The following is a 19,681-nucleotide window of genomic DNA, read 5'->3' as shown; positions in this document are numbered from 1 at the left end:
CCCGGCAGGAAGGCTGGCCCATGGGGAGCAAGAGACACAAAAGAGTTACGCAATGTAATTCAAATCCCGGCTTTTGCGAATACCGTCGGGACAGCCGGTTTTACTGAACCCTAGCGCGCGCAGAGCCCCTCAAAGCAGGTACGAATCACCAGCTCAATGATCTCTTCATCGCTGTGCTGGCCGCCGGCCCGCAGGAACTCCAGCACCGGATCGCAGGCCCGGGCGTACAAGGTGTAGAGCACCAGAATCGGCGGAATGCCGGTGCTCAGGGAGCCGTCTTTTTGCGCACGTTCTATCCAGCCGCCAATCTGGTCGCTGACAAGCACCAGCCCGTCGAGGTAGGCCTTGTTGTTCATCAGCGTGGTACGCAGGCTGGAGTTCTGGTGCGGCAGCGAAGGCATTTCGCCGGCCAGCTGCAGCTGCAGCATCCAGCGCACCATCGCCTTGAGTTGCGCCAGGGGCTGGGCGTCCGGGGGCAAGCCGGCCAGAAAGGCCTGCGCCTGCCCCACCACACGCACCATGGCCGCCGCAGCCAGGTCTTCCTTGCTGGGGAAATGTTTGTAAAGACTGGCCTTGGCAATGCCCACATCGGCAGCCACCTCGTCCACCGTCATCAGGTCAAAGCCTTTTTCCGCCAGCAGCCGGTTGACCGCCTGCACGATGGCGTCCTCCCGGGCGGCCAGCATTTGCGCCTTGAAAGAAATTTTGGGGCCGCCATGCGCGGCGGGCCTGGCCTTGAGGGTCGGCGCGGTAGAAGGGGTGGTGCTCATGCCGATATTTTAGCCGCTCGCGTCTGAATCGGTAGTAGCCGCGTTATTTTCTACCTCGTGGTCACAATAGAACCATGCGGTTTCGGATACTTTTTTTCCAATCACTGCGCCTTGCCTGGTGGCGCGCATGCATCTTGCGTCGTTCGGATCCTGTTTGTGACCCTGTTTGTTCCAGCAGGCCGTGGCGGTGCCCGGCGGCCTGCCGGCCGAGCGCACACTGGCCCTCATCACTGTCCACAGCAGCCAGCGCGCCCCCGATACCGAGCATGCGAGGCTGATGCCGGTGTTCACCGACCGCGAGCGCTTTGTCCGCTCCGCTGGCCTGCGCGGAACCGATGAGGTCTACGCGGTGGTGATCAACCGGCAGGGCGAGGTGCCGGCCCGCGCCGAAGGCGCATTTGATGCCGCCAAGGCGGACAAGCTGCGTGAGACCTTGCAGCCGCAGGACGCTCACGAGGCGTCCAGGCCTCCGGCCGGCGCGTCACCCAAGGTGAAATAGAACGCGGCCCCGTGCCCCGGCGCGGACCCGGTCACCCGCCCGCCGCCCTCCTACACCCGAACGCTGAACAGGCTGACAAAGCGCCTGCGGGTGAAGCGGCACAGTGGCCGCTGAATCCCTTGTTGCAACAGAAAGAACGCCTGTGGCCAGCCCCCTTTCCAATCCGTCTAACCAGCCCGTCCCGCCCGCGCAGAGGCAGGGCGCCGACCAACCCGGCCAGAGTGAGGGCATGCCCGCCAGGACACCGGCCGCAGGGCGCCCGCGGCCCGGGCGCGCAGAAACGCCTGCCGATGCGTCGGACGAAGCCAGCCTCGCGCTGCCGCATGAGCGCGACCAGTCCACCGACATGACCGATACACAGCCCGACCCGCAAGTGCAGCAAGCCAGCCGCGACCTGCGCCGGGGCCTGCAGGACACCGGCAAAAGCGCGCCCATGGACAAGGCCTACGACAGGCTCAAGCGCTGAGGACAAACCTCCGGGGGCGAGCGATTGCTATTGGTTTAATAGCCGCTAGCGCCCACTGCAAAAGGGCTGGAGCCCATTTTCATCATGAATGATGGGGCGGCGATACGCGCCATCGAACCCGGCAGGCGGCGTCAGGGCGTGCGCGACGACGCCTCGGGGGCGCCCGCCGGCACACGCTCGGTCATCCAGCGCAACAGGTCCAGCCACATCTGCCGCATCTCGGCGTCCAGCGGTGTGCGCATCGCATTGGGCAGTTCGATGGTGACCACCGGCACCCCTTTGTGCACACCGCCGTAATTGCCCAGCGAGCCCGGAAAAATGCCGACCTGGTCCAGGTACAGCCGCCCCAGTTTGGAGGGCGGGACCGACGGCCCGTCAAAGTCGAGCACGCCGTAGGGCGCATGGATGCTGACGATCAGGTGGGGCTTGAAGCTCTGCATCTCCTGGTGCAGAAAGCGCGACTCCGGCTCGGACAGAGGCTTGGTGCCCGGCCAGCGGCGCGGGTCCTTGCGGGTGCGTTTTTCCCAGTACACCTTGGCGTCACGCTCCCAGAACGGCGTGGGAAAGTTGCGGTTCAGATCGACGCCGTTGGCGTTGACGCGGCGCGGCGGGCTGGCCAGCAACCCGTCGGGATTGAGGGCCGGTATAAAACGCCAGTGGATGGCTTGCGACCAGGGCGCCGTGGTTTCCTCGGCCAGGCGAATCCAGTGCAGGGCCACCGAGGTCGACGACAACTCGTCGCCATGAATCGCGCCCAGCACCAGCACGCGCTGGCGCACATCCTCGGGCTTGACATCGCGCTTCCACAGGGTCTGCCCCTTGACCGAGCGGGCGGCCGTGGCCTGCAGCTGCGCGGCGTCGCAGAGGCTGCGCTTGAGGTTCGGAAGTTTGCGAACAAAATCATCGCAAGGCCCCGCAGCCTGTGCGCCAGCCGCTATTAAAAAAGAAGCAATCAGAAAGGCCGCGGTGCAGGTTAAACGCATGCCGCGATTTTACGCGCGGCGCCTGACGGCCGGCCGACCGGCCGCCGGATGCGGAGCATTGGGGTAAATTAGCCCCATGACGCCTCCCACTGCCTTGCGCCGGGCCAGCCACCCCAGTTTTTCACCGCGCGAGTTCCGCGCCTGCTTGGGCATGTTTGCCACCGGCGTCACGATCGTCACCGCGCGTGCGGCCAGCGGCGATCTGATCGGGCTGACCGCCAACTCCTTCAACTCGGTCTCGCTGGAGCCGCCGCTGGTGCTCTGGAGCCTGGCGCGGGCGGCCGGCTCCCTGCCGGCACTGAGCACGGGTTCGCACTACGCGATCAACATCCTGGCGGCCGACCAGAAAGGGCTGGCCGAGCGTTTTGCAGCCAAACGCGAAGGCCGCTGGGACGGCGTCGCCTGGACCGAAGGTGCCGGCGGCTCGCCGTTGCTGGCGGGTGCAGCAGCCACCTTTGAATGTTTCAACCGCAGCCGCTACGAAGAAGGCGACCACGTGATCTTCGTCGGCGAGGTCGAACGCTGCAGCCACCGCGTCGGCGCCGCACCGCTGCTGTTTCATGGCGGCCGCTTCTACACCGAGCACCCGCTCTGACAGCACCTGCTGCAACCCACCGCCACGCATGACGCCACGCAAAACCCATCTCGACACCCTCTCCATTTCCCTGCTGCTGGCCTGCTGCCTGTTCTGGGGCTTCCAGCAGGTGCTGGTCAAGGCCACGCTGGCCGAAGTGGCGCCGGCCTTCCAGGCCGCCATCCGGTTTGCCGGCGCCACCGTGCTGCTCTGGCTGTGGTGCGCCTGGCGCGGCGTCAAGCTGTTCAGCGCAGATGGTTCGCTGCGCGCGGGGCTGCTGGCGGGTTCGTTGTTCGCGGGCGAGTTTGCCTGCCTGTATGTGGGCCTGCAGTACACCAGCGCGTCGCGGCTCACGGTGTTTCTCTACACCTCGCCGTTCTGGGTAGCGGCCTTGCTGCCGATCTGGGTGAAGTCCGAAACACTGCGGCCGGTGCAGTGGGTGGGGCTGGCCTGCGCTTTTGCGGCGGTGGCCTTTGCGCTGCGCGAGGGTTTCAACGCCGTCGGCGCGCCGACCTGGGTTGGCGACGTGATGGCGCTGGTGGCCGGCATGTTGTGGGGTCTGACCACGGTGGTCATCCGCGCTTCGTCGCTGGCCCGGGTCTCGGCGGAAAAACTGCTGTTCTACCAGGTCGCCGTCAGCACCGTCACCCTGCCGCTGCTGTCGCTGGCGCTTGGCGAACGCTGGTCCTGGAGCTTCAGCCCGTTTGCCCTCACCTCGCTGTTCCTGCAGACGGTGGTCGGTGCTTTCGCCAGCTACCTGGCCTGGATGTGGATGCTGGGCCGTTATCCGGCGACCAAGATTTCCGTCTTTGTTTTCCTCACGCCGCTGTTTGCGCTGCTGTTCGGTGCGCTGTGGCTGAAGGAAGCCGCCACGCCCAGCCTGCTGGCGGCGCTGGTGCTGGTGGCGCTGGGCATCGTGCTGGTCAACCGCAAGCCGGCCTGAGCAGCGTTCGCAGTGAGCCTCAGGCGACGCTGGCACGCCGCTGCGCAAACGCAACGTACCAGTCCAGGCAACCGGGGTTGGCCATCGCGTCGCGATTGACCACCTTGTCGATGAGCTGGCCCAGCAGCAGCTTCTTGATCGGCAGCTCCTGTTTCTTGCCCGACAGGGTGCGCGGAATCTCCGGCACCTGGAAAATTTCATTGGGCACAAAACGCGGGGACAACGCCGTCTTGATCGCGTTGTTGAGCCTGGCCTTCATGACCTCGTCGAGGGGCACGCCTTCGCGCAGCACCACAAACAGCGGCATGTAGCTTTCGCGCCCCAGGTACTCCAGGTCCACCACCATGGAGTCGATCACCTCCGGCAGCGCCTCGACCGCGCTGTACAGCTCGCTGGTGCCCATGCGCAGGCCGTGGCGGTTGATGGTGGCGTCGGAGCGGCCGTAGATGATGCAGCTGCCCGAGGGCGTGATCTTGAGCCAGTCGCCGTGGCGCCAGACGTTTGGGTACATGTCGAAATAACTCGAGATATAACGCGCGTTGCCGGTATCGCCCCAGAAGTACAGCGGCATCGAGGGAATCGGCTGGCTGCAGACCAGCTCGCCGACCTCGCCGGTCACCGGCTGGCCCTGCTCGTTCCAGGCCTCGACCGCGCAACCGAGCAGACGGCACTGCATCTCGCCCGGCACCTGCGGCAGCTCGCGGTTGCCGCCTATGAAGGCGCCCGCGAAGTCCGTGCCGCCCGAGATGTTGCACCACCAGATGTCCTGTTGCGCTTCGGTTGTGGCAATGCGCCCGAACTGCGCCGTGCCCCAGGTCTGCGCCTCGGGCGAGAGCGGCGAGCCGGTGGTGCCCAGCGCGCGGACGGACGACAGGTCACCGCAGGTCGACAGGTCCACGCCGGCCTTCAGGCAGTTGGCAAAAAACGCCGCGCCGGCGCCAAAAAACGTCACGCCCAGTTTCGCGCCGAAACGCCACAAGGTGGTCCAGTCCGGCTTGTCCTTGCCGCCGCCGGGGTTGCCGTCGTAAATGCAGCAGGTCGTGCCGTTGAGCAGGCCGCTGACCTGGGCGTTCCACATCACCCAGCCGGTGGAGCTGTACCAGTGGTAACGCTCACCGAAAGAGTTGGCTTCGTAGCTGCAGCCGATGTCGTTGTGCAGGGTCTTGAGCGCCAGCGCCACCAGCACGGTGCCGCCATGGCCGTGCACGATGGGTTTGGGCAAGCCGGTGGTGCCGCTGGAATAGACGATCCACAGCGGATGGTCGAACGGCAGCCACATCGGCTCAAAGGTCGCGGTTTTTGCGTCATTTCGGGCTGTAGCCCTTTCAAAACGGTCGCTGTCAGCTATTGAATTGCTGGCATCGAGGTTGTAATGAACAATCACGTGCTGCAGCGAAGGCAAGGCCGCGCGGATCTCCGCCACCACCGCCATGCGGTCGATGTCGCGCCCGCCGTAAGTCACGCCGTCGCAGGCAATCAGCACCTTGGGTTCGATCTGCCGGAAGCGGTCCAGCACGGCATTCGTGCCCATGTCGGGCGCGCAGATGCTCCACACGCCGCCTATGCTGACCACCGCAAGGAAAGCCACCATGGCCTCGGGAATGTTGGGCAGGTAAGCGGCCACGCGGTCGCCCGGCACCACGCCCTGGGCTTGCAGGTGCAGCGCCAGCGACGCCACTTGGCGGCGCAACTCGGGCCAGCTCAGCTCGCGCGCCGGGGCGCTTTCCAGGCTTTTTTCGTTGTGGCTGAGCAGTGCAGGCAAGCCCGCCGCATGGGCGCTGTCGACATGCCGGAACACCTGCTGCGCGTAGTTGACTTGCGCGCCGGGAAACCAGCGCGCACCGGGCATTTTTGCCTCGACCAGCACGTCGGTAGGGGGCGTGGGCGACTGCAGTTCAAAGTAGTCCCAGATGCTCTGCCAGAAGGCGTCCAGGTCCGTCACCGACCAGCGCCACAACGCGTCGTAATTGTCAAAAGACAGCTGGCGCGTGTCGCGCAGCCAGTTCTGGTACAGGCGGATCTGGGGGATGTAAGGGGCGCTCATGAGGCGAAAGCTTAGCAGGCCACCCCTCGCGCAAGCATCCGCCTTGGCGACAGGCGCGGGGGTACCGCCACCGCAAAAACAAAAGGCCGCCCGCAGGCAGCCTTGGGGCGGGTCAGGATCCGCTGCACGGCAACACCCGGCGTGAGTAACGCCCGATGCAACCGCCGCAATACACGTCCCTTATTTGGGCGTGCCCTTCATCATCATTTCAACGTCGGTCATCGGCACCATGCCGTTTTTGCCCGGCTTCATGCTTTTCCACATGGCGGTTTGGTAACGGTTCCACTCCCTGGAGGAAACCATGCCGTCGCCGTTGGTGTCCATGCTGTTCATGGCGGTGTTGCTGACTTTGGTGTCGACCTTCATCTCGGCCTTGGCGGCGGGTGCGCCACCGGAAGCGGACGGGTTGATTTGGGCGCTGGCAGCAGCGCCGCCCGAACCAGCCACCGGGTTGGGTGCGGACAGGGTGGAGCCATTGGCCTTCTTGGTGTCGACCTTCATCTCGGCCTTGGCCGCGGGTGTGCCGCCTGAAGCGGTCGGGCTGGCTTGAGCAGAAGGCGTTGTAACCACGCCGGCGGGTGCCTGGGCAAAGGCAGCGGTACAGGCCAGGGCGGCCAGGGTCAGGACAAGGGATTGCTTTTTCATGGGGGCTCCAAAAAATGTAAGAGCGATGTGCTCAAAGTCATCTTTGTCTGGCCGGCATACCCCAGCTGTAGGATGAACACCGTGGTGACCGTCAGGGTCTGTCGGCTCCCGGGTGTCGCGAATCAGGCAAAAATGTGCTCGACAACATAAATCGCACAGTCGTGCTAATATCCACGCCATGGATGCCAAAACCCAGAAAAGCGAGATGACCCGCGCCGCGATTGTGGGTGCGGCGCTGGACCTCGCCTCGGCCGAGGGACTGGAGGCCATCACGCTTCAGGCCGTGGCCGACCGCCTTGGTCTGTCCAAGAGCGGGGTGTTTTCACGCATCGGTTCGCGCGAGGCCCTGCAGAAAGCCGTGATCGACGAGTTCGGGAGGCGTTTTCTGGCCGATGTGTTTGTACCCGCCGTGCAGCAGCCCAAAGGCCTGCCGCGGCTGGACGCCATTGTGCAGCGCTGGATTGTGCGCACGCGGGACGTGGAGGCGCATACCGGCTGCGTGTACAGCGCCGGCGCTTTTGAGCTGGACGACCGCGAAGGCCCTTTGCGCGACCACCTGCACGGCGAGATCACGCGCTGGCGCGCCGCCCTGCGCCGTACCATCGTGCAGGCCGTCGAGAAGGGCGACCTCCGGTCCGATACCGACCCCGAGCAGCTCGTGGCCGAAATCTACGCCCTGATGCTGGGCCTGATCCACGACACGCGCTTCCTGCGCGACCCCCGTGCCGCCGAACGTGCGCAGGCCAGTTGGCAGCGCCTGGCAAAAAGTTACCAGCCATGAGTTTTTTCAGCCCTACAAGGGCTTTTTGTTGGTCCATGTTTCGCACAACCGTGCGAAGAAAGGGAAGTGCCATGTTGTTCCTGTTTGTAGTCATCGCCGTGTTTGCCGGCGTCCATGCGGTCCGCACCGCCCTTGCCTCGCTGCGCTCCCTGCCGCGCAGCAATGACGACTGGATCTGGTACTGATCCTGGAAGCACCAAAGGAGCCTGTCATGACACGCACATCACTTGAAGCCACCACCGCCTACTACAACGCCAGCCCCGTGACCCGGCTGTTCCGCTGGGGCCTGGGCGCCTCGCAGCGCCTCTGGCCGGCGCTGGCCGTGCGCGCCGCCTCCCGCCTGTTTGGCACGCCGCTGCCGCCCCGTTGGCTGGGGCGCCGGCGCGCCTGGGGACCGGACTGGCGCATCAGCAACTGGTCCTTCGAAAACGCCAGCCTGACGATTTATGAACGCCCGGCGGCGCCGCATGGCCCGCTGGTGCTGCTGGTGCATGGCTGGGGCGGGCACGCCGGCCAGATGGTGGCACTGGCCGACACCCTGCAGGCGCACGGCCTGCGGCCGGTGATTCTTGAAATGCCGGCCCATGGCCGCAGCAGCGGGTCAACCAGCAACCTGCCGCAGTTTGCGCGTGCCATCGACTACGCCGTGGCGCGCCTGCTGCAGGCGGGCTACCAGGTGCAGGCGCTGGTCGCGCATTCGCTGGCTGCCAATGCCGGCGCCTACGCGGCCAGCCGCGGCCTGCCGGTCGGCAAGCTGGTGCTGCTGGCGCCCCCAGCCTCGCCGCATGAATACACGCGGCTGTTTGCGCATGTGTTCGGCCTGCGCGAGTCCACACGTGCGGCCATGCAGCGGCGCATTGAAGCCCGCGAAGGCATCCTGATGCCGCAGTTCGAACCTGCCGCCGTCGGCCCGCGCATCCCCCAGCCCACGCTGGTGGTGCATGACCGCCACGACAGCATCAACCGCTTTGCCGACGGCGTGGCCTACAGCCAGGCCATCACCGGCGCCCGGCTGCTGGCCACGCAGGATCTCGGGCACCGGCGCATCCTGAAAGACGCCGGCGTGCTGCGCGAACTCGCCGCGTTCCTGGCCTGATACCGGGGTGCTGGCTGAGGCGCTGACACGCCAGGTCACCTCTGCCCTCCCGGCCGAGGCTGGCGTGTACCGCCGGGAAGCCGGCGCTGAGCAGGGCGGGCCGCGCCGCGCAGCCGTCCTACGGCGCACGGCAGCGGCGTCCCACAACGGCGGCGCGCCAGGGAAAAGACAGTAATGGGACATTCCGGCGGCTTACCGCTTTCCTTTTCCTTGCTGTCCTTGCCGATGCCCTCAACCTCACCTTTACACATGGCCCTTGTCCATCTCGGCGCCTGGCTGCGCCATGCGCAGTACGAATTCACCACCGTGACACCGGCCACACATGCGCGTGTCAATGCCAGGCCTGGCGCTGGCAAGGCGCGCACGCTGCGCGATGTGTTCGGCTGGAGCCGGCCCTTCGATTCTTCATTGCTGCCCGTCGAAGCCTTGGAGGCGATGCAGGCAGGCAAGCTGCTGGAGCCGCAAGCCGGACTGTTTCGCAGCAAGGTGCGTTTTTCGACCTTGGGCAGCATGCTGTTCGCGCACAGCGCCTACCCCACCCAGGGCGCGGACGCGGTGTTTTTCGGGCCGGACACCTGCCGCTTTGCTTCGCTGATTGAAAGCACGCTGCGCCAGCAGCCGCTGCAGGAGCAGGCCCGCATCCTCGACGTGGGCTGCGGCGCGGGGCCGGGCGGGCTCGTCGCTGCGAGGCAAACCGGCGCTCGGGCTGAGGTGGTGTTGGCCGACATCAACCCCCAGGCGCTGGCGTATGCGCGCGCCAATGCCGAACTCAACGGCGTGGCGGGCGTGCAGTGCCGGCAAGGCGACCTGTACGGCGCGGCTGACGGGCTGTTCGACCTCATCGTTGCCAACCCGCCCTACCTGGTGGACCCGGCCGGCCGCGTCTACCGCAACGGTGGTGGCAGCCTCGGCACCGGCCTGGGAGAGCGCATCGTCGCGGAGGGCCTGCCACGCCTGCGCGCCGGCGGGCAACTGCTGCTGTACACCGGCGTGCCCGTTCTTGAAGGCCGCGACCCTTTCCTGGCGGCCGTAGGGCCGGTGCTCCGGCGCGCCGGCTGCCGCTTCGACTACCGCGAACTCGACCCGGATGTGTTCGGCGAGGAACTCGAGATGCCGGCATATGCTGGCGCCGACCGCATCGCCGCAGTCGCCCTGACCGTGCAACAACACTGACCCGGCAAGACAAGACAAGGCCATGAGGTTTCTCGGCATCGGCGACTACAACGACCTGGGCGCGATGTATTACGGGCTGGCGCAACGCGGCCACGAGATGCGTGTGTCTGTCGCGAACCCGTCTTACAGCGACGTCTACGGCGGCATGCTGGACTTCACGGACGACTGGCAGGCCGAACTCGGCTGGCTGCGCGAAGCCGGCGAAGACGGCATCGCACTGTTTGAATCGGCCACCCAGGGCCAGACGCAGGACACGCTGCGGCGCGACGGCTTCCGGGTGATAGGCGGCAGCGCCTTCGGCGACCGGCTGGAGGCCGACCGCGCTTTCGGCCAGCAGGTGCTACAGGGCTTTGGCCTGCGGCTGGCGGCGATCCATGGCTTCACTGCCTACGCGCCGGCGCTGGACTTCCTGCAGCGCCAGGGCGGGCGCTACGTGCTCAAGTTCAACGGCGCGGACAGCCCGCGCTCGCGCAACTACATCGGTGAGCTGGACGACGCTTCGGACATGCTGGCACTGCTGACCACCTATGCGGCGCATCCGGCCACGTGCGAGCCACCCGATTTCGTACTCATGGAATTCGTGCAAGGCGTCGAGATGGGGATCGGCGCCTACTTCAACGGCCGGGAGTTTCTGTCGCCGGCCTGCATTGACTTCGAACACAAGCGGTTTTTCCCGGGCGAGCTCGGCGAGCTGACCGGCGAAATGGGCACCATCGTGAGCTACCGCGGTTCGGAAAAACTGTTTGCCGCTTCGCTCGCCAAGATGGCGCCGCTGCTGCGCGATGGCGGCTATTGCGGCTACATCAACCTCAACATGATCGTCAATGAACAAGGCCTGTGGCCGCTGGAGTTCACCAGCCGCTTCGGCTACCCGGGTTTCGCGATCTGCGAGGCGCTGCATGAAGAAGGCTGGGAGCGGATTTTCCAGCGCATGCTCAGGCAGGACGGCCTGCAGATCGCCACCCGCGCCGGCTACGCGGCGGGCGTGGTGCTGACGGTGCCGCCTTTTCCCTACAGCCACGGCTATGAGGAATTGTCCAAGGGCGAGCCCCTGAGTTTCCGCCGGGGCATGACGGCAGCGGATCACGCTGCGCTGCACTTCGCAGAGGTGGCGCGCCACGGCGAACACCTGGTCACCAGCGGCCATACCGGCTACGTCGGCGTGGCCACCGGCACCGGCCCCACCGTGGCCGGGGCGCGGGACGCGGCCTATGCGCTGGCGCGCCAGGTGGTGCTGCCCAACCTGCGTTACCGCACCGACATCGGCGAACGCGTGGAGCGCAGCGACCTGCGCCGGCTCGCCGAGTGGGGCTGGCTCGAGGACGCTGGTTGCAATCGGGTCGGGTCCTGCTGAACCCCGGACCGTAGGAAAGCGCCCACGGGCGCCGGCGCTAATGCCCTATACGGCTGCGCAGGCGGCCGGCAAATACTGGCCTGTCCTTCAACTCCTTCAAGCCTCTCCATGTTTGTTGCTGCCCACGAATGGTCACCCCCGCGCAACGCGAAAAACCTCGCCCCCGGTCTGCGCAGCACGTCGACGCCAAGCGAGCTTACTCGCGCTTCGCACGAAGGACGCTTGCAGCATCTGTACGAAGCGCTGCTGCAAGGCGAACCCGATGATGCGCTGCGAAACACCGCCCACGCCTTCCTGCAGGGCGAGCTGGAAGCGGTGCAGGCCCAGGACTGCGAGCTGCCGGCGTCGCCGCATGACCTGCTGGGCTGGATGCACCAGGGCGCCCAGCTGGCCCGTGCGCAATACCTGGCTTACCTCGAAGAAAGAAAAGCCGGCGCGCCGCGCCGCTATTTCGGCAACCGCGCGCATGCACTGTATTTCCTGCGCGGCGTCGCACCGACCAAGCTGGTCGACGGTGCCTGGCTCTACGGCCTGCTGCGCCACCGGCGCAACCCGCGTTTCAGCGACCTGGTGCTCACCTACCTGGAAGAGCTCGGCGACGGCGTGGCCGACAAGAATCATGTGCTGCTGTACCGCCAACTGCTGGTGCAGCACGGACTGGAACCGGCAAGCGGGCTGGACGACGACGCCTACCGGCAGGGCGCGCTGCAACTGGCGCTGGGCTGGAGCGCGGAGGAACTTTTGCCCGAGGTGATCGGCTTCAACCTCGGTTATGAACAGCTGCCGCTGCACCTCCTCATCACGGCCCATGAACTCAACGAGCTCGGCATCGACCCGTATTACTTCACCTTGCACGTCACGGTGGACAACAACGACAGCGGCCATGCGCGACGCGCGGTGCAGGCGGTGCACGAGGCCTTGCCCAAGCTGGGCGGCAGCGGCGATTTCTGGCGCCGCGTACGCAACGGTTGCCAGCTCAGCGGCGTCGGCACCGGCACGCACGAAGTCATTGCGAATTTCGACATCGGTGCCGAAGTGCTGCGCATCCTCTCGCAGAAAAGTGTGGCGGGCCAAGGCGCGCATTCGGACTACTGCCGCGTAGCCGGCCGCAGCGTGAACGACTGGCTGTCGCAGCCCGCGCACATTCCCGGCTTTCTGGCGGCGCTGCAGGAAGCGGGCTGGATCAAACGCGGCGCGCCCATCGGCGAGAGCCGCTTCTGGGGGCTGCTGCAAGGCGAACGGGCCGAGATGTTCGGCGTGTTCAGCCCCTATGAGCTGCAGGTGCTGCATGACTGGCTGCGCGGCGCCGCGAGCGCCGACGGGCAGGCCTACACGGAAGCCACACCGGCGAACCCGCGCCGTGCGCACTTTCGGGCGACGGCGCGGTTGGCGGCGCAGCGGCAAGCCCGCGCGGCCGGCATAGCCAGCCTGCCCCAGGACGCTGAACTCCTCGACCCCGACCTGCAGCAACTGAAGCAGCGCTTCGCAAGCATGCCGGATCCGCAAGATGTTGCGCAGCTGCTGGTTGAGGCCATGTCGCCCAGCGCGCACTGGACACCGGCGGGCCTCTACGCGACCCGGCTGTTTCAGCAGACCTTCGCCTGAAACCCCGCCACCGCTTCGGGGCGGGCGCCGCCATCAAATAACTTGTGCAGGCCCTCCATTGCCCCTAGCATTGCCCCACTTAACAAACTGGAGGGAATGCCATGGGGATGCTGGACTGGACAGAAAAGAGCAGCGCGGTATTGCAGCAAGGCGGGGTGATCGGCCCCGACGAGCGCCTGCCCTGGCCGCAAACGGCGGTGATGGGTGTGCAGCACGTGATTGCGATGTTCGGCGCCACGGTGCTGGCGCCCATCCTGATGGGCTTTGACCCCAACATCGCGATTTTGATGAGCGGCATCGGCACGCTGATCTTTTTCCTGATGACCGGCGGCAAGGTGCCCAGCTACCTCGGCTCGAGTTTTGCCTTCATCGGTGTGGTGATCGCCGCCACCGCCTACGCCGGCAAGGGGCCCAACCCCAACATCGGCGTGGCGCTGGGCGGCATCATTGCCTGCGGCCTGTTGTACACGGTCATTGGCGCCATCGTGCAGGCCGTCGGCACCGGCTGGATTGAACGTTTCATGCCGCCGGTGGTCACCGGCGCCGTGGTGGCGGTGATCGGCCTGAACCTGGCCGGCATCCCGATCAAGAACATGGCCGCCAGCAACTTTGATTCCTGGATGCAGGTCGTGACCTTTGTCAGCGTGGCGCTGGTTGCCGTGATGACGCGCGGCATGGTGCAGCGCCTGCTGATCCTGGTCGGCCTGATCGTCGCGACGCTGATTTATGCGGCGCTCACCAACGGCATGGGGCTGGGCAAGCCAGTGGACCTCTCACCGATTGCCAATGCGGCCTGGTTCGGCCTGCCCGGCTTTGCCGCCCCGGTGTTCAGCGCCAATGCCATGCTGCTGATTGCGCCGGTGGCCATCATCCTGGTTGCGGAAAACCTCGGCCACATCAAGGCCGTGACCGCCATGACCGGCAAAAACCTCGACCAGTACATGGGCCGGGCTTTCATCGGTGACGGCGTGGCCACCATGGTTTCGGGCGCTGCGGGCGGCACCGGTGTCACCACCTATGCTGAAAACATCGGCGTGATGGCCGCCACCAAGATCTATTCGACAGCGGTGTTTGTGGTCGCCGGCCTGATCGCGGTGGTGCTGGGCTTCAGCCCCAAGTTCGGCGCGCTGATCCAGGCGATTCCGCTGCCGGTGATGGGCGGCGTCAGCATCGTGGTGTTTGGCCTGATTGCGGTGGCCGGCGCCAAAATCTGGGTCGACAACAAGGTCGATTTTTCCGACAACAAGAACCTGCTGGTCGCCGCCATCACGCTGGTGCTGGGCACCGGCGACTTCACGCTGAAGTTCGGCCAGTTCGCGCTGGGCGGCATCGGCACCGCCACCTTTGGCGCCATCCTGCTGTACGCCCTGCTCAACCGCAGGAAGTAAAGCAAGGCAGCCAGTGCCCCGCCTGAGCGGGGCCTATTTCGCCTGTGCTTTGGCGAGCGCCACCTTGGTGGTGGCAAGCTCACGTTCCACATCGGCACGTTCGCCGATTTCCTGCTCCAGCAGCTCGTTGACATGCGCGAGGTCGGCGGCAGATTCCTGGATCTTGCCTTCGAGTTCGCCGGTCTTTTGCAGCGCCTGGGCCACATCCCCGGTTTGAACATGCTCGGGAATTTCCTGTTTGAGCACCGCATTGATCACAAACAGCTCGGCGCTGGACTGTTTTACGGTTTTCTCGACGGTTTCGTTCCGGTCAAGCGCACGTTCCAGTGGCGTGTCTGCAGAAGGAGCCGACTGCGGGGACGGTTGGGATGACTTGGACATGGTGAACACCTCACGGAAAACGGGAAGGATCTGGCAGCACAAAACGCCCGGGGGACGCAGGGCCGCCCGAAGCCTGGAGCCCCTATGTTAACCAAGTGCACCTTCCGGGGCCACACATACCCACACGGCCATCAGGCTTCAGGCGCCGGCTGAAAAAAGGCGGATGCGACGGGCCGGTGCCGCCAGGAGTCTGCGCAGCAGAAGGCGTCGTAGCAAAAAGCGGCCCCGGCGAGGAGAGTTTTTGCCGGATTTGCAGCGCCACAGCCGTCGCTATGGGGCAATAAGCCGGTGAAAAATGGACCGCTGCGGTCGCCTTGTAGCCGACGCTCCTTCTGCCGCGCAGACTCCTAGGGAGCCGTTCCCGGCGTTGCGGGTGCGGCCTTGCCCGGCTGGCGGTCCGGCCCCGAATCGAACAGCCTGCCCAGGGTGGCGCCCAGGCGCGCGCCTATCGCCGTCCCGATGCCGGGCAGCACCGCCGTGCCCAGCACCGCGCCGGCAACAGCGCCGCCCGAGACCGACACCGCCACTTTGTCCACCGGCCCGCTGAGCACCAGCGGCACCCCGACGATGCCGTCCACCAGATCCACCGCAAATTCGGCCTCGATCTGCCGGTTGGACAGCCGGGCCTGGCCGGATGCAGTCAGCGCCCCCGACCTGGCCTTGATGCCCGTGAAATTCGTCACCATGCCGCGTGGCGTGTTCTGGGTGGCAAGCTGGCCGGACACCGCGTCAAGCGGGGTCTGCCCAGCATGGTCCTTGCCGAAGCTGCGCACGGCCTTGTCGAGATCGAAGCGCAGCAGGGTGGAGGCGCCCATGGTGAACACTGTTTTGGTATGCAGCGACTGCGCCAGTCCGACCAGGGTGTCCGCCTGGGCCGACAGCACGGTGTTTCCCGTGGCCTTGCCGGCGATGACCGGCTTGCGGTTGAAGGCGGCCACCGCGCTCGCCACGTCAACCCCGCTGGGCCGCAGTTGCCCGTCCAGCACCAGGCGGCCGTCGGCACGGGTCTGCAACTGCACCTCGCCATTGGCCGTGCCACCGCCGACGTTGATGTGAGCGGCCCAGCGGTCTTCCTGCCCTTGCCGGGTCAGGGTCAGGTCGGTTGCGGGCGTGAACCCGGGGCGCCGCACCACGGCCTGGCGGGGCCGCCAGCCCGGGTCAAAGTCGATTTCGCCGTCGTACACCACCGCCACGCCATGGCGCGACAGCCAGGTCAGGTCGCGAAACACGAAACGCGCCAGCGGCATGGCCCCGGCCTCCGCGGCGGCGCCGCGTGGCGTCGCGTCCAGCGCCCGCAAGGACAGCTGCGGCACGACCGCACCGTCGAGTTCCACACGGTCAAGGATCACGCGCCGCTGCAGCAGGGCCAGCAGATCCGGGTAGGCGGTGAGCTTTTTGACCGTGATGGGCTGCGGCTGGTCGGTCGCCACGTCCTCAAGGACCACTGCCGGCACCGGCAGCAGGCGCCAGTGCAGCGCGCCCAGCCGCACCGGTACGCCGAGCCGGCCCTGCAGTTCACCGGCGGCATGGGCGGCCAGGTCCTCGTCACCGGGGATGAACCACACCAGCGCCAGCCACAAGGCCCCCAGCAGCGCCGCCAAGCCACCTGCGGCCACCATCCATGTTTGTCTGCGTGCCATGCTGCCTTCCGCCGTTGTTGCACCATCTGTTATCTGCATCTGCCACCTGCCACCTGCCGTCTGCCTTTCCTGAGCTTAAGAGGCTGGCCGCGCGGCACTTGTAGGCCGCAATCTCTTTATAGTCTGGGTTACCCGCCCTTTTGAAGCCCTGTGGAACCGCGATGCCTATCTGGAAACAACCGATTTCTGTCGAACTGCTGACCCTCAACAACGCCAACAGCGCGGTGACGCACCTGGGCATCGAATTCCTGGAGGTCGGCGACGACTTCATCCGGGCCCGCGTACCGGTCGATGAACGCACGCGCCAGCCCTATGGCCTGCTGCACGGCGGTGTGTCGGTGGTGCTGGCTGAAACGCTGGGCTCCTGCGGCGCCGCCTTTGCGGCGGCCGAAGGCCACCGCACGGTGGGCCTGGACATCAACGCCAACCACCTCAAGGGCGTCACCAGCGGCTGGGTCATCGGGACCACCCGGCCGGTGCACATAGGCCGCAGCACCCAGGTCTGGGCCATCGAGCTGACCAACGAGGCCGGGGAGCTGACCTGCGTCTCGCGGATCACGATGGCGATGCTGGTTCCGCGTTAAGAACGAAATCGCCCCTCAGCCCTTACTGGACGGGCGCAAACAGCTATTAATATAATAGCAAATGAGTGGGTCAGTCCGCGGCCGTCCGGGCCAGCCGTTCGCTCTTCCAGTACACGTCGTCACCGCCGTTCATGCGGTTGAGCACGCGCGACAACACGAACAGCAGGTCGCTCAGGCGGTTCAGGTACTGGCGCGGCGACTCGTTCAGCGTCTCGGCCTTGTCCAGGGCCACCACCGCGCGTTCGGCGCGGCGTGCCACCGTGCGGCACACATGCGCCAGCGCGGCGGCGCGCGAACCGGCCGGCAGGATGAACTCCTGCAGGCGCGGCAGGGTCGCGTTGTATTTTTCGAGCGCCGCATCAAGCAGCGCCACCGCTTCGGGCTTGAGCAGTTCGAAGCCGGGAATCGACAGCTCGCCGCCCAGGTTGAAGAGCTGGTGCTGCACCTCGACCAGCAGTTCGCGCACGTCGGCCGGCATCTCTTCACACAGCAACACGCCGATCTGCGAATTCAGTTCGTCGACATCGCCCATCGCATGCACGCGCAGGCTGTCCTTGGACACGCGGGTGTTGTCACCGAGACCGGTGCTGCCGTCGTCCCCCGTGCGGGTGGCGATCTGTGTGAGTCGGTTGGCCATGGGTAAATATCCGGCAGCTTACGCCGGGAAAGAATATGTTGTGGAGCGACCGATGATGTCAATGAGGCAACAGCGTGCAAGAGTGCTGGCCGGCTCGGGCTCACTGCGTTGCAATGACAGCTTCTTCAACTTCAAGGACCTGTCTCGATGACGTCTGCTTTTCATTTTATTCCCAACTTCGAAATTCGCAGCGTTGCGCTGCTCGCCGCGCTGACCGTCGGCGCCGCGCTGGGTGCGCATGCCCAGGGCGCCGACACCGCAGGCTTGAAAACACCCAGCGGCGCGGGTACACCCTCCACCCAGAGCGCACCCTCGCCGTCCGGCCCCACCAACCAGGAGGTGGGCGCGGCCTTCATCCGCGCGGATGCCAACAAGGACGGCCAGCTCAGCCGGCAGGAGGCCGTGCGTTTGCCCGCCGTGGAACAGCGTTTTGACCAGAGCGACACGAACAAGGACAAATTGGTGTCACGGGAAGAGTTTGAAATCGCGCTGAAGTCCTGACGCGGGTGGCCAGACGGTCCGTGGGTGGCGCCGGGTAGGCCCCCCACGGGCTTGGGACTCGTCGTAAACTGGAGCCTCAGACCGGAGACACCATGAACGCCCCCACCCACCCCGACCACCTGTTGCCCCAACTCAATCTGCGCGCCGTGCCGCTGGCCCTGATCGAGGCCCTGAAAACAAGGTTTGCCGAGCGCTGCTCCACCGCCCTGGTGGTGCGTGAGCAGCATGGCCGCGACGAGTCCTCGTTTGCGGCGCCGCCGCCGGCGGCCGTGGTGTTTGCCGAAAGCACGGCCGACGTGGCCGATGTCGTCAAGCTCGCCGCGCAGTACCAGGTGCCGGTCATTCCCTTTGGCGTCGGCACCTCGCTCGAAGGCCATCTGCTGGCCGTGCAGGGCGGCATCAGCATTGACGTGAGCCGCATGAACAAGGTGTTGTCCATCAATGCCGAAGACCTGACCGTGACGGTGCAGGCCGGTGTGACGCGCAAGCAGCTCAATGAAGAGGTCAAGAGCACCGGCCTGTTTTTCCCGATCGACCCCGGCGCCGATGCCACGATAGGCGGCATGAGCGCGACGCGCGCCAGCGGCACCAACGCCGTGCGTTACGGCACCATGCGCGAAAACGTGCTGGCGCTGGAAGTGGTCACCGCCAGCGGCGAAGTCATCCGCACCGGCACGCGCGCCAAAAAATCGTCGGCCGGTTACGACCTCACGCGCCTGATGGTGGGCAGCGAAGGCACACTGGGCGTGATCACCGAAATCACCGTCAAGCTCTACCCGCTGCCCGAGGCGATCTCGGCGGCAATCTGCTCCTTCCCGAGCATCGAGGCGGCGGTGCGCACCACCATCCAGATCATCCAGCTTGGCGTTCCGATTGCACGTGTCGAGCTGATTGACGCCAACACCGTGCGCATGGTCAATGCCTACGCCAAACTCGGCCTGCGCGAAGAACCCATGCTGCTGATGGAGTTTCACGGCTCGCCCAACAGCGTCAAGGAGCAGGCCGAGACCGTGCAGGAGATCGCCACGGACATGGGCGGCAACGCCTTTGAATGGGCCAGCACCCCCGAGGAACGCACGCGCCTGTGGACCGCACGGCACAACGCCTACTTTGCGGCCATTCAGTCGCGCCCCGGCTGCCGCGCGATCTCGACCGACACCTGCGTACCGATCTCGCGCCTGGCCGACTGCCTGCTCGACTCGGTCAGCGAAGCCGATGCCAGCGGCATCCCCTACTTCCTCGTCGGCCACGTGGGCGACGGCAACTTCCACTTCGGCTACCTGATCGATCCGGACAAGCCCGAAGAACGCGTGAAAGCCGAGGCCCTGAACCACACGCTGGTGGCGCGCGCGCTGCGCCTGGAAGGCACCTGCACCGGCGAACACGGCGTCGGCCTGCACAAGATGGACTTTCTGGTGACCGAAGCCGGCAATGGCGCGGTCGACATGATGCGCACCATCAAACGCGCGCTGGACCCGCACAACATCATGAACCCGGGCAAGATCTTCACGCTGTGAACGCCGCAGCGGCCTGACGCCCGGCCTTGCCCTTGTCCGCCCTGTTCATGGCGGGCAAATCAGAACGAACACAAAAGTACCAGGGGCTCGACCTCCCCCA

20 protein-coding genes are annotated in these 19,681 nt (G+C 65.9%); 13 read left to right on the top strand and 7 right to left on the bottom strand.

From position 1 onward, the window contains the following. Positions 1-110 precede the first annotated feature (110 nt). Positions 111-686 carry a TetR/AcrR family transcriptional regulator gene (locus PSV40_RS19170; protein ID WP_300540901.1) on the bottom strand — a complete coding sequence of 192 codons (576 nt, stop codon included), beginning with the start codon at positions 684-686 and terminating at the stop codon, positions 111-113. A 250-nt stretch (positions 687-936) separates the two neighbouring features. Between PSV40_RS19170 and PSV40_RS19165 the strand changes: the two genes are divergently transcribed. Then, the gene (locus PSV40_RS19165) at positions 937-1,269 is read left to right on the top strand and encodes a hypothetical protein (RefSeq protein ID WP_300540873.1); all 333 of its coding nucleotides are present in this window, start codon (positions 937-939) and stop codon (positions 1,267-1,269) included. Between the two features lie 229 nt (positions 1,270-1,498). Then, on the top strand, positions 1,499-1,735 hold the full coding sequence (locus tag PSV40_RS19160; RefSeq protein ID WP_300540870.1) for a hypothetical protein: 237 nt from the start codon (positions 1,499-1,501) through the stop codon (positions 1,733-1,735). A 131-nt stretch (positions 1,736-1,866) separates the two neighbouring features. Here PSV40_RS19160 and PSV40_RS19155 read toward each other — a convergent pair whose 3' ends face one another. After that, positions 1,867-2,718 (bottom strand): M14 family murein peptide amidase A, encoded by an 852-nt coding sequence (locus tag PSV40_RS19155; protein ID WP_300540868.1) that lies wholly within the window; start codon positions 2,716-2,718, stop codon positions 1,867-1,869. A 76-nt stretch (positions 2,719-2,794) separates the two neighbouring features. On the opposite strand from PSV40_RS19155, the gene PSV40_RS19150 reads away from it, so the two are divergent. Together PSV40_RS19150 and PSV40_RS19145 are read left to right on the top strand one after the other, a co-directional pair. Continuing rightward, complete coding sequence (locus PSV40_RS19150) at positions 2,795-3,313, top strand: flavin reductase family protein (RefSeq protein WP_300540865.1); 519 nt, start codon at positions 2,795-2,797, stop codon at positions 3,311-3,313. Positions 3,314-3,341: 28 nt separating this feature from the next. Further along, positions 3,342-4,235, top strand: a complete 894-nt coding sequence (locus tag PSV40_RS19145) for a DMT family transporter (RefSeq protein WP_300540862.1) — start codon at positions 3,342-3,344, stop codon at positions 4,233-4,235. A 19-nt stretch (positions 4,236-4,254) separates the two neighbouring features. On the opposite strand, the gene PSV40_RS19140 is transcribed toward PSV40_RS19145, so the two are convergent. Together PSV40_RS19140 and PSV40_RS19135 are read right to left on the bottom strand one after the other, a co-directional pair. Beyond that, positions 4,255-6,279 carry an acetoacetate--CoA ligase gene (locus tag PSV40_RS19140; RefSeq protein WP_300540859.1) on the bottom strand — a complete coding sequence of 675 codons (2,025 nt, stop codon included), beginning with the start codon at positions 6,277-6,279 and terminating at the stop codon, positions 4,255-4,257. 180 nt (positions 6,280-6,459) lie between these two features. Beyond that, the gene (locus tag PSV40_RS19135; RefSeq protein WP_300540856.1) at positions 6,460-6,924 is read right to left on the bottom strand and encodes a hypothetical protein; all 465 of its coding nucleotides are present in this window, start codon (positions 6,922-6,924) and stop codon (positions 6,460-6,462) included. Between the two features lie 178 nt (positions 6,925-7,102). On the opposite strand from PSV40_RS19135, the gene PSV40_RS19130 reads away from it, so the two are divergent. The 6 genes from PSV40_RS19130 to PSV40_RS19105 all read left to right on the top strand — a co-directional run bounded on the left by PSV40_RS19130 (position 7,103) and on the right by PSV40_RS19105 (position 14,321). Beyond that, a complete protein-coding gene (locus PSV40_RS19130; RefSeq protein WP_300540853.1) occupies positions 7,103-7,705 on the top strand; it encodes a TetR/AcrR family transcriptional regulator in 603 nt (200 codons plus the stop codon). 211 nt (positions 7,706-7,916) lie between these two features. After that, positions 7,917-8,801, top strand: a complete 885-nt coding sequence (locus tag PSV40_RS19125; protein WP_300540851.1) for an alpha/beta fold hydrolase — start codon at positions 7,917-7,919, stop codon at positions 8,799-8,801. 249 nt (positions 8,802-9,050) lie between these two features. Further along, positions 9,051-9,974 carry a methyltransferase gene (locus PSV40_RS19120; protein ID WP_300540849.1) on the top strand — a complete coding sequence of 308 codons (924 nt, stop codon included), beginning with the start codon at positions 9,051-9,053 and terminating at the stop codon, positions 9,972-9,974. 22 nt (positions 9,975-9,996) lie between these two features. Continuing rightward, positions 9,997-11,328 carry a phosphoribosylamine--glycine ligase gene (locus PSV40_RS19115; RefSeq protein WP_300540846.1) on the top strand — a complete coding sequence of 444 codons (1,332 nt, stop codon included), beginning with the start codon at positions 9,997-9,999 and terminating at the stop codon, positions 11,326-11,328. Positions 11,329-11,436: 108 nt separating this feature from the next. Continuing rightward, positions 11,437-12,933 (top strand): iron-containing redox enzyme family protein, encoded by a 1,497-nt coding sequence (locus tag PSV40_RS19110; RefSeq protein ID WP_300540843.1) that lies wholly within the window; start codon positions 11,437-11,439, stop codon positions 12,931-12,933. 101 nt (positions 12,934-13,034) lie between these two features. Further along, entirely contained in the window at positions 13,035-14,321 is a 1,287-nt protein-coding gene (locus tag PSV40_RS19105) for a solute carrier family 23 protein (RefSeq protein WP_300540840.1), read from the top strand. Between the two features lie 33 nt (positions 14,322-14,354). On the opposite strand, the gene PSV40_RS19100 is transcribed toward PSV40_RS19105, so the two are convergent. Next, on the bottom strand, positions 14,355-14,702 hold the full coding sequence (locus PSV40_RS19100) for a hypothetical protein (protein ID WP_300540838.1): 348 nt from the start codon (positions 14,700-14,702) through the stop codon (positions 14,355-14,357). Positions 14,703-15,049: 347 nt separating this feature from the next. Next, the gene (locus PSV40_RS19095; protein WP_300540836.1) at positions 15,050-16,342 is read right to left on the bottom strand and encodes an AsmA-like C-terminal region-containing protein; all 1,293 of its coding nucleotides are present in this window, start codon (positions 16,340-16,342) and stop codon (positions 15,050-15,052) included. Positions 16,343-16,503: 161 nt separating this feature from the next. Here PSV40_RS19095 and PSV40_RS19090 point away from each other — a divergent pair, with 161 nt between their 5' ends. Then, positions 16,504-16,926: a hotdog fold thioesterase gene (locus PSV40_RS19090; protein WP_300540833.1), complete on the top strand. Its 423-nt coding sequence runs from the start codon at positions 16,504-16,506 to the stop codon at positions 16,924-16,926. A gap of 70 nt (positions 16,927-16,996) precedes the next feature. On the opposite strand, the gene PSV40_RS19085 is transcribed toward PSV40_RS19090, so the two are convergent. Continuing rightward, positions 16,997-17,563 (bottom strand): cob(I)yrinic acid a,c-diamide adenosyltransferase, encoded by a 567-nt coding sequence (locus PSV40_RS19085; RefSeq protein WP_300540830.1) that lies wholly within the window; start codon positions 17,561-17,563, stop codon positions 16,997-16,999. A gap of 147 nt (positions 17,564-17,710) precedes the next feature. Between PSV40_RS19085 and PSV40_RS19080 the strand changes: the two genes are divergently transcribed. Together PSV40_RS19080 and PSV40_RS19075 are read left to right on the top strand one after the other, a co-directional pair. After that, positions 17,711-18,064: an EF-hand domain-containing protein gene (locus tag PSV40_RS19080; protein WP_300540827.1), complete on the top strand. Its 354-nt coding sequence runs from the start codon at positions 17,711-17,713 to the stop codon at positions 18,062-18,064. Positions 18,065-18,156: 92 nt separating this feature from the next. After that, positions 18,157-19,581, top strand: coding sequence for an FAD-linked oxidase C-terminal domain-containing protein (locus PSV40_RS19075; protein WP_300540824.1), 1,425 nt, complete (start codon positions 18,157-18,159; stop codon positions 19,579-19,581). Positions 19,582-19,681: the final 100 nt, after the last annotated feature.

The sequence above is a fragment of the Polaromonas sp. genome (assembly GCF_029945925.1).
Classification (GTDB): domain Bacteria; phylum Pseudomonadota; class Gammaproteobacteria; order Burkholderiales; family Burkholderiaceae_C; genus Polaromonas.
Note: the sequence above shows the minus strand (reverse complement) of the source record. Positions and strands in the feature narration are given on the sequence as shown.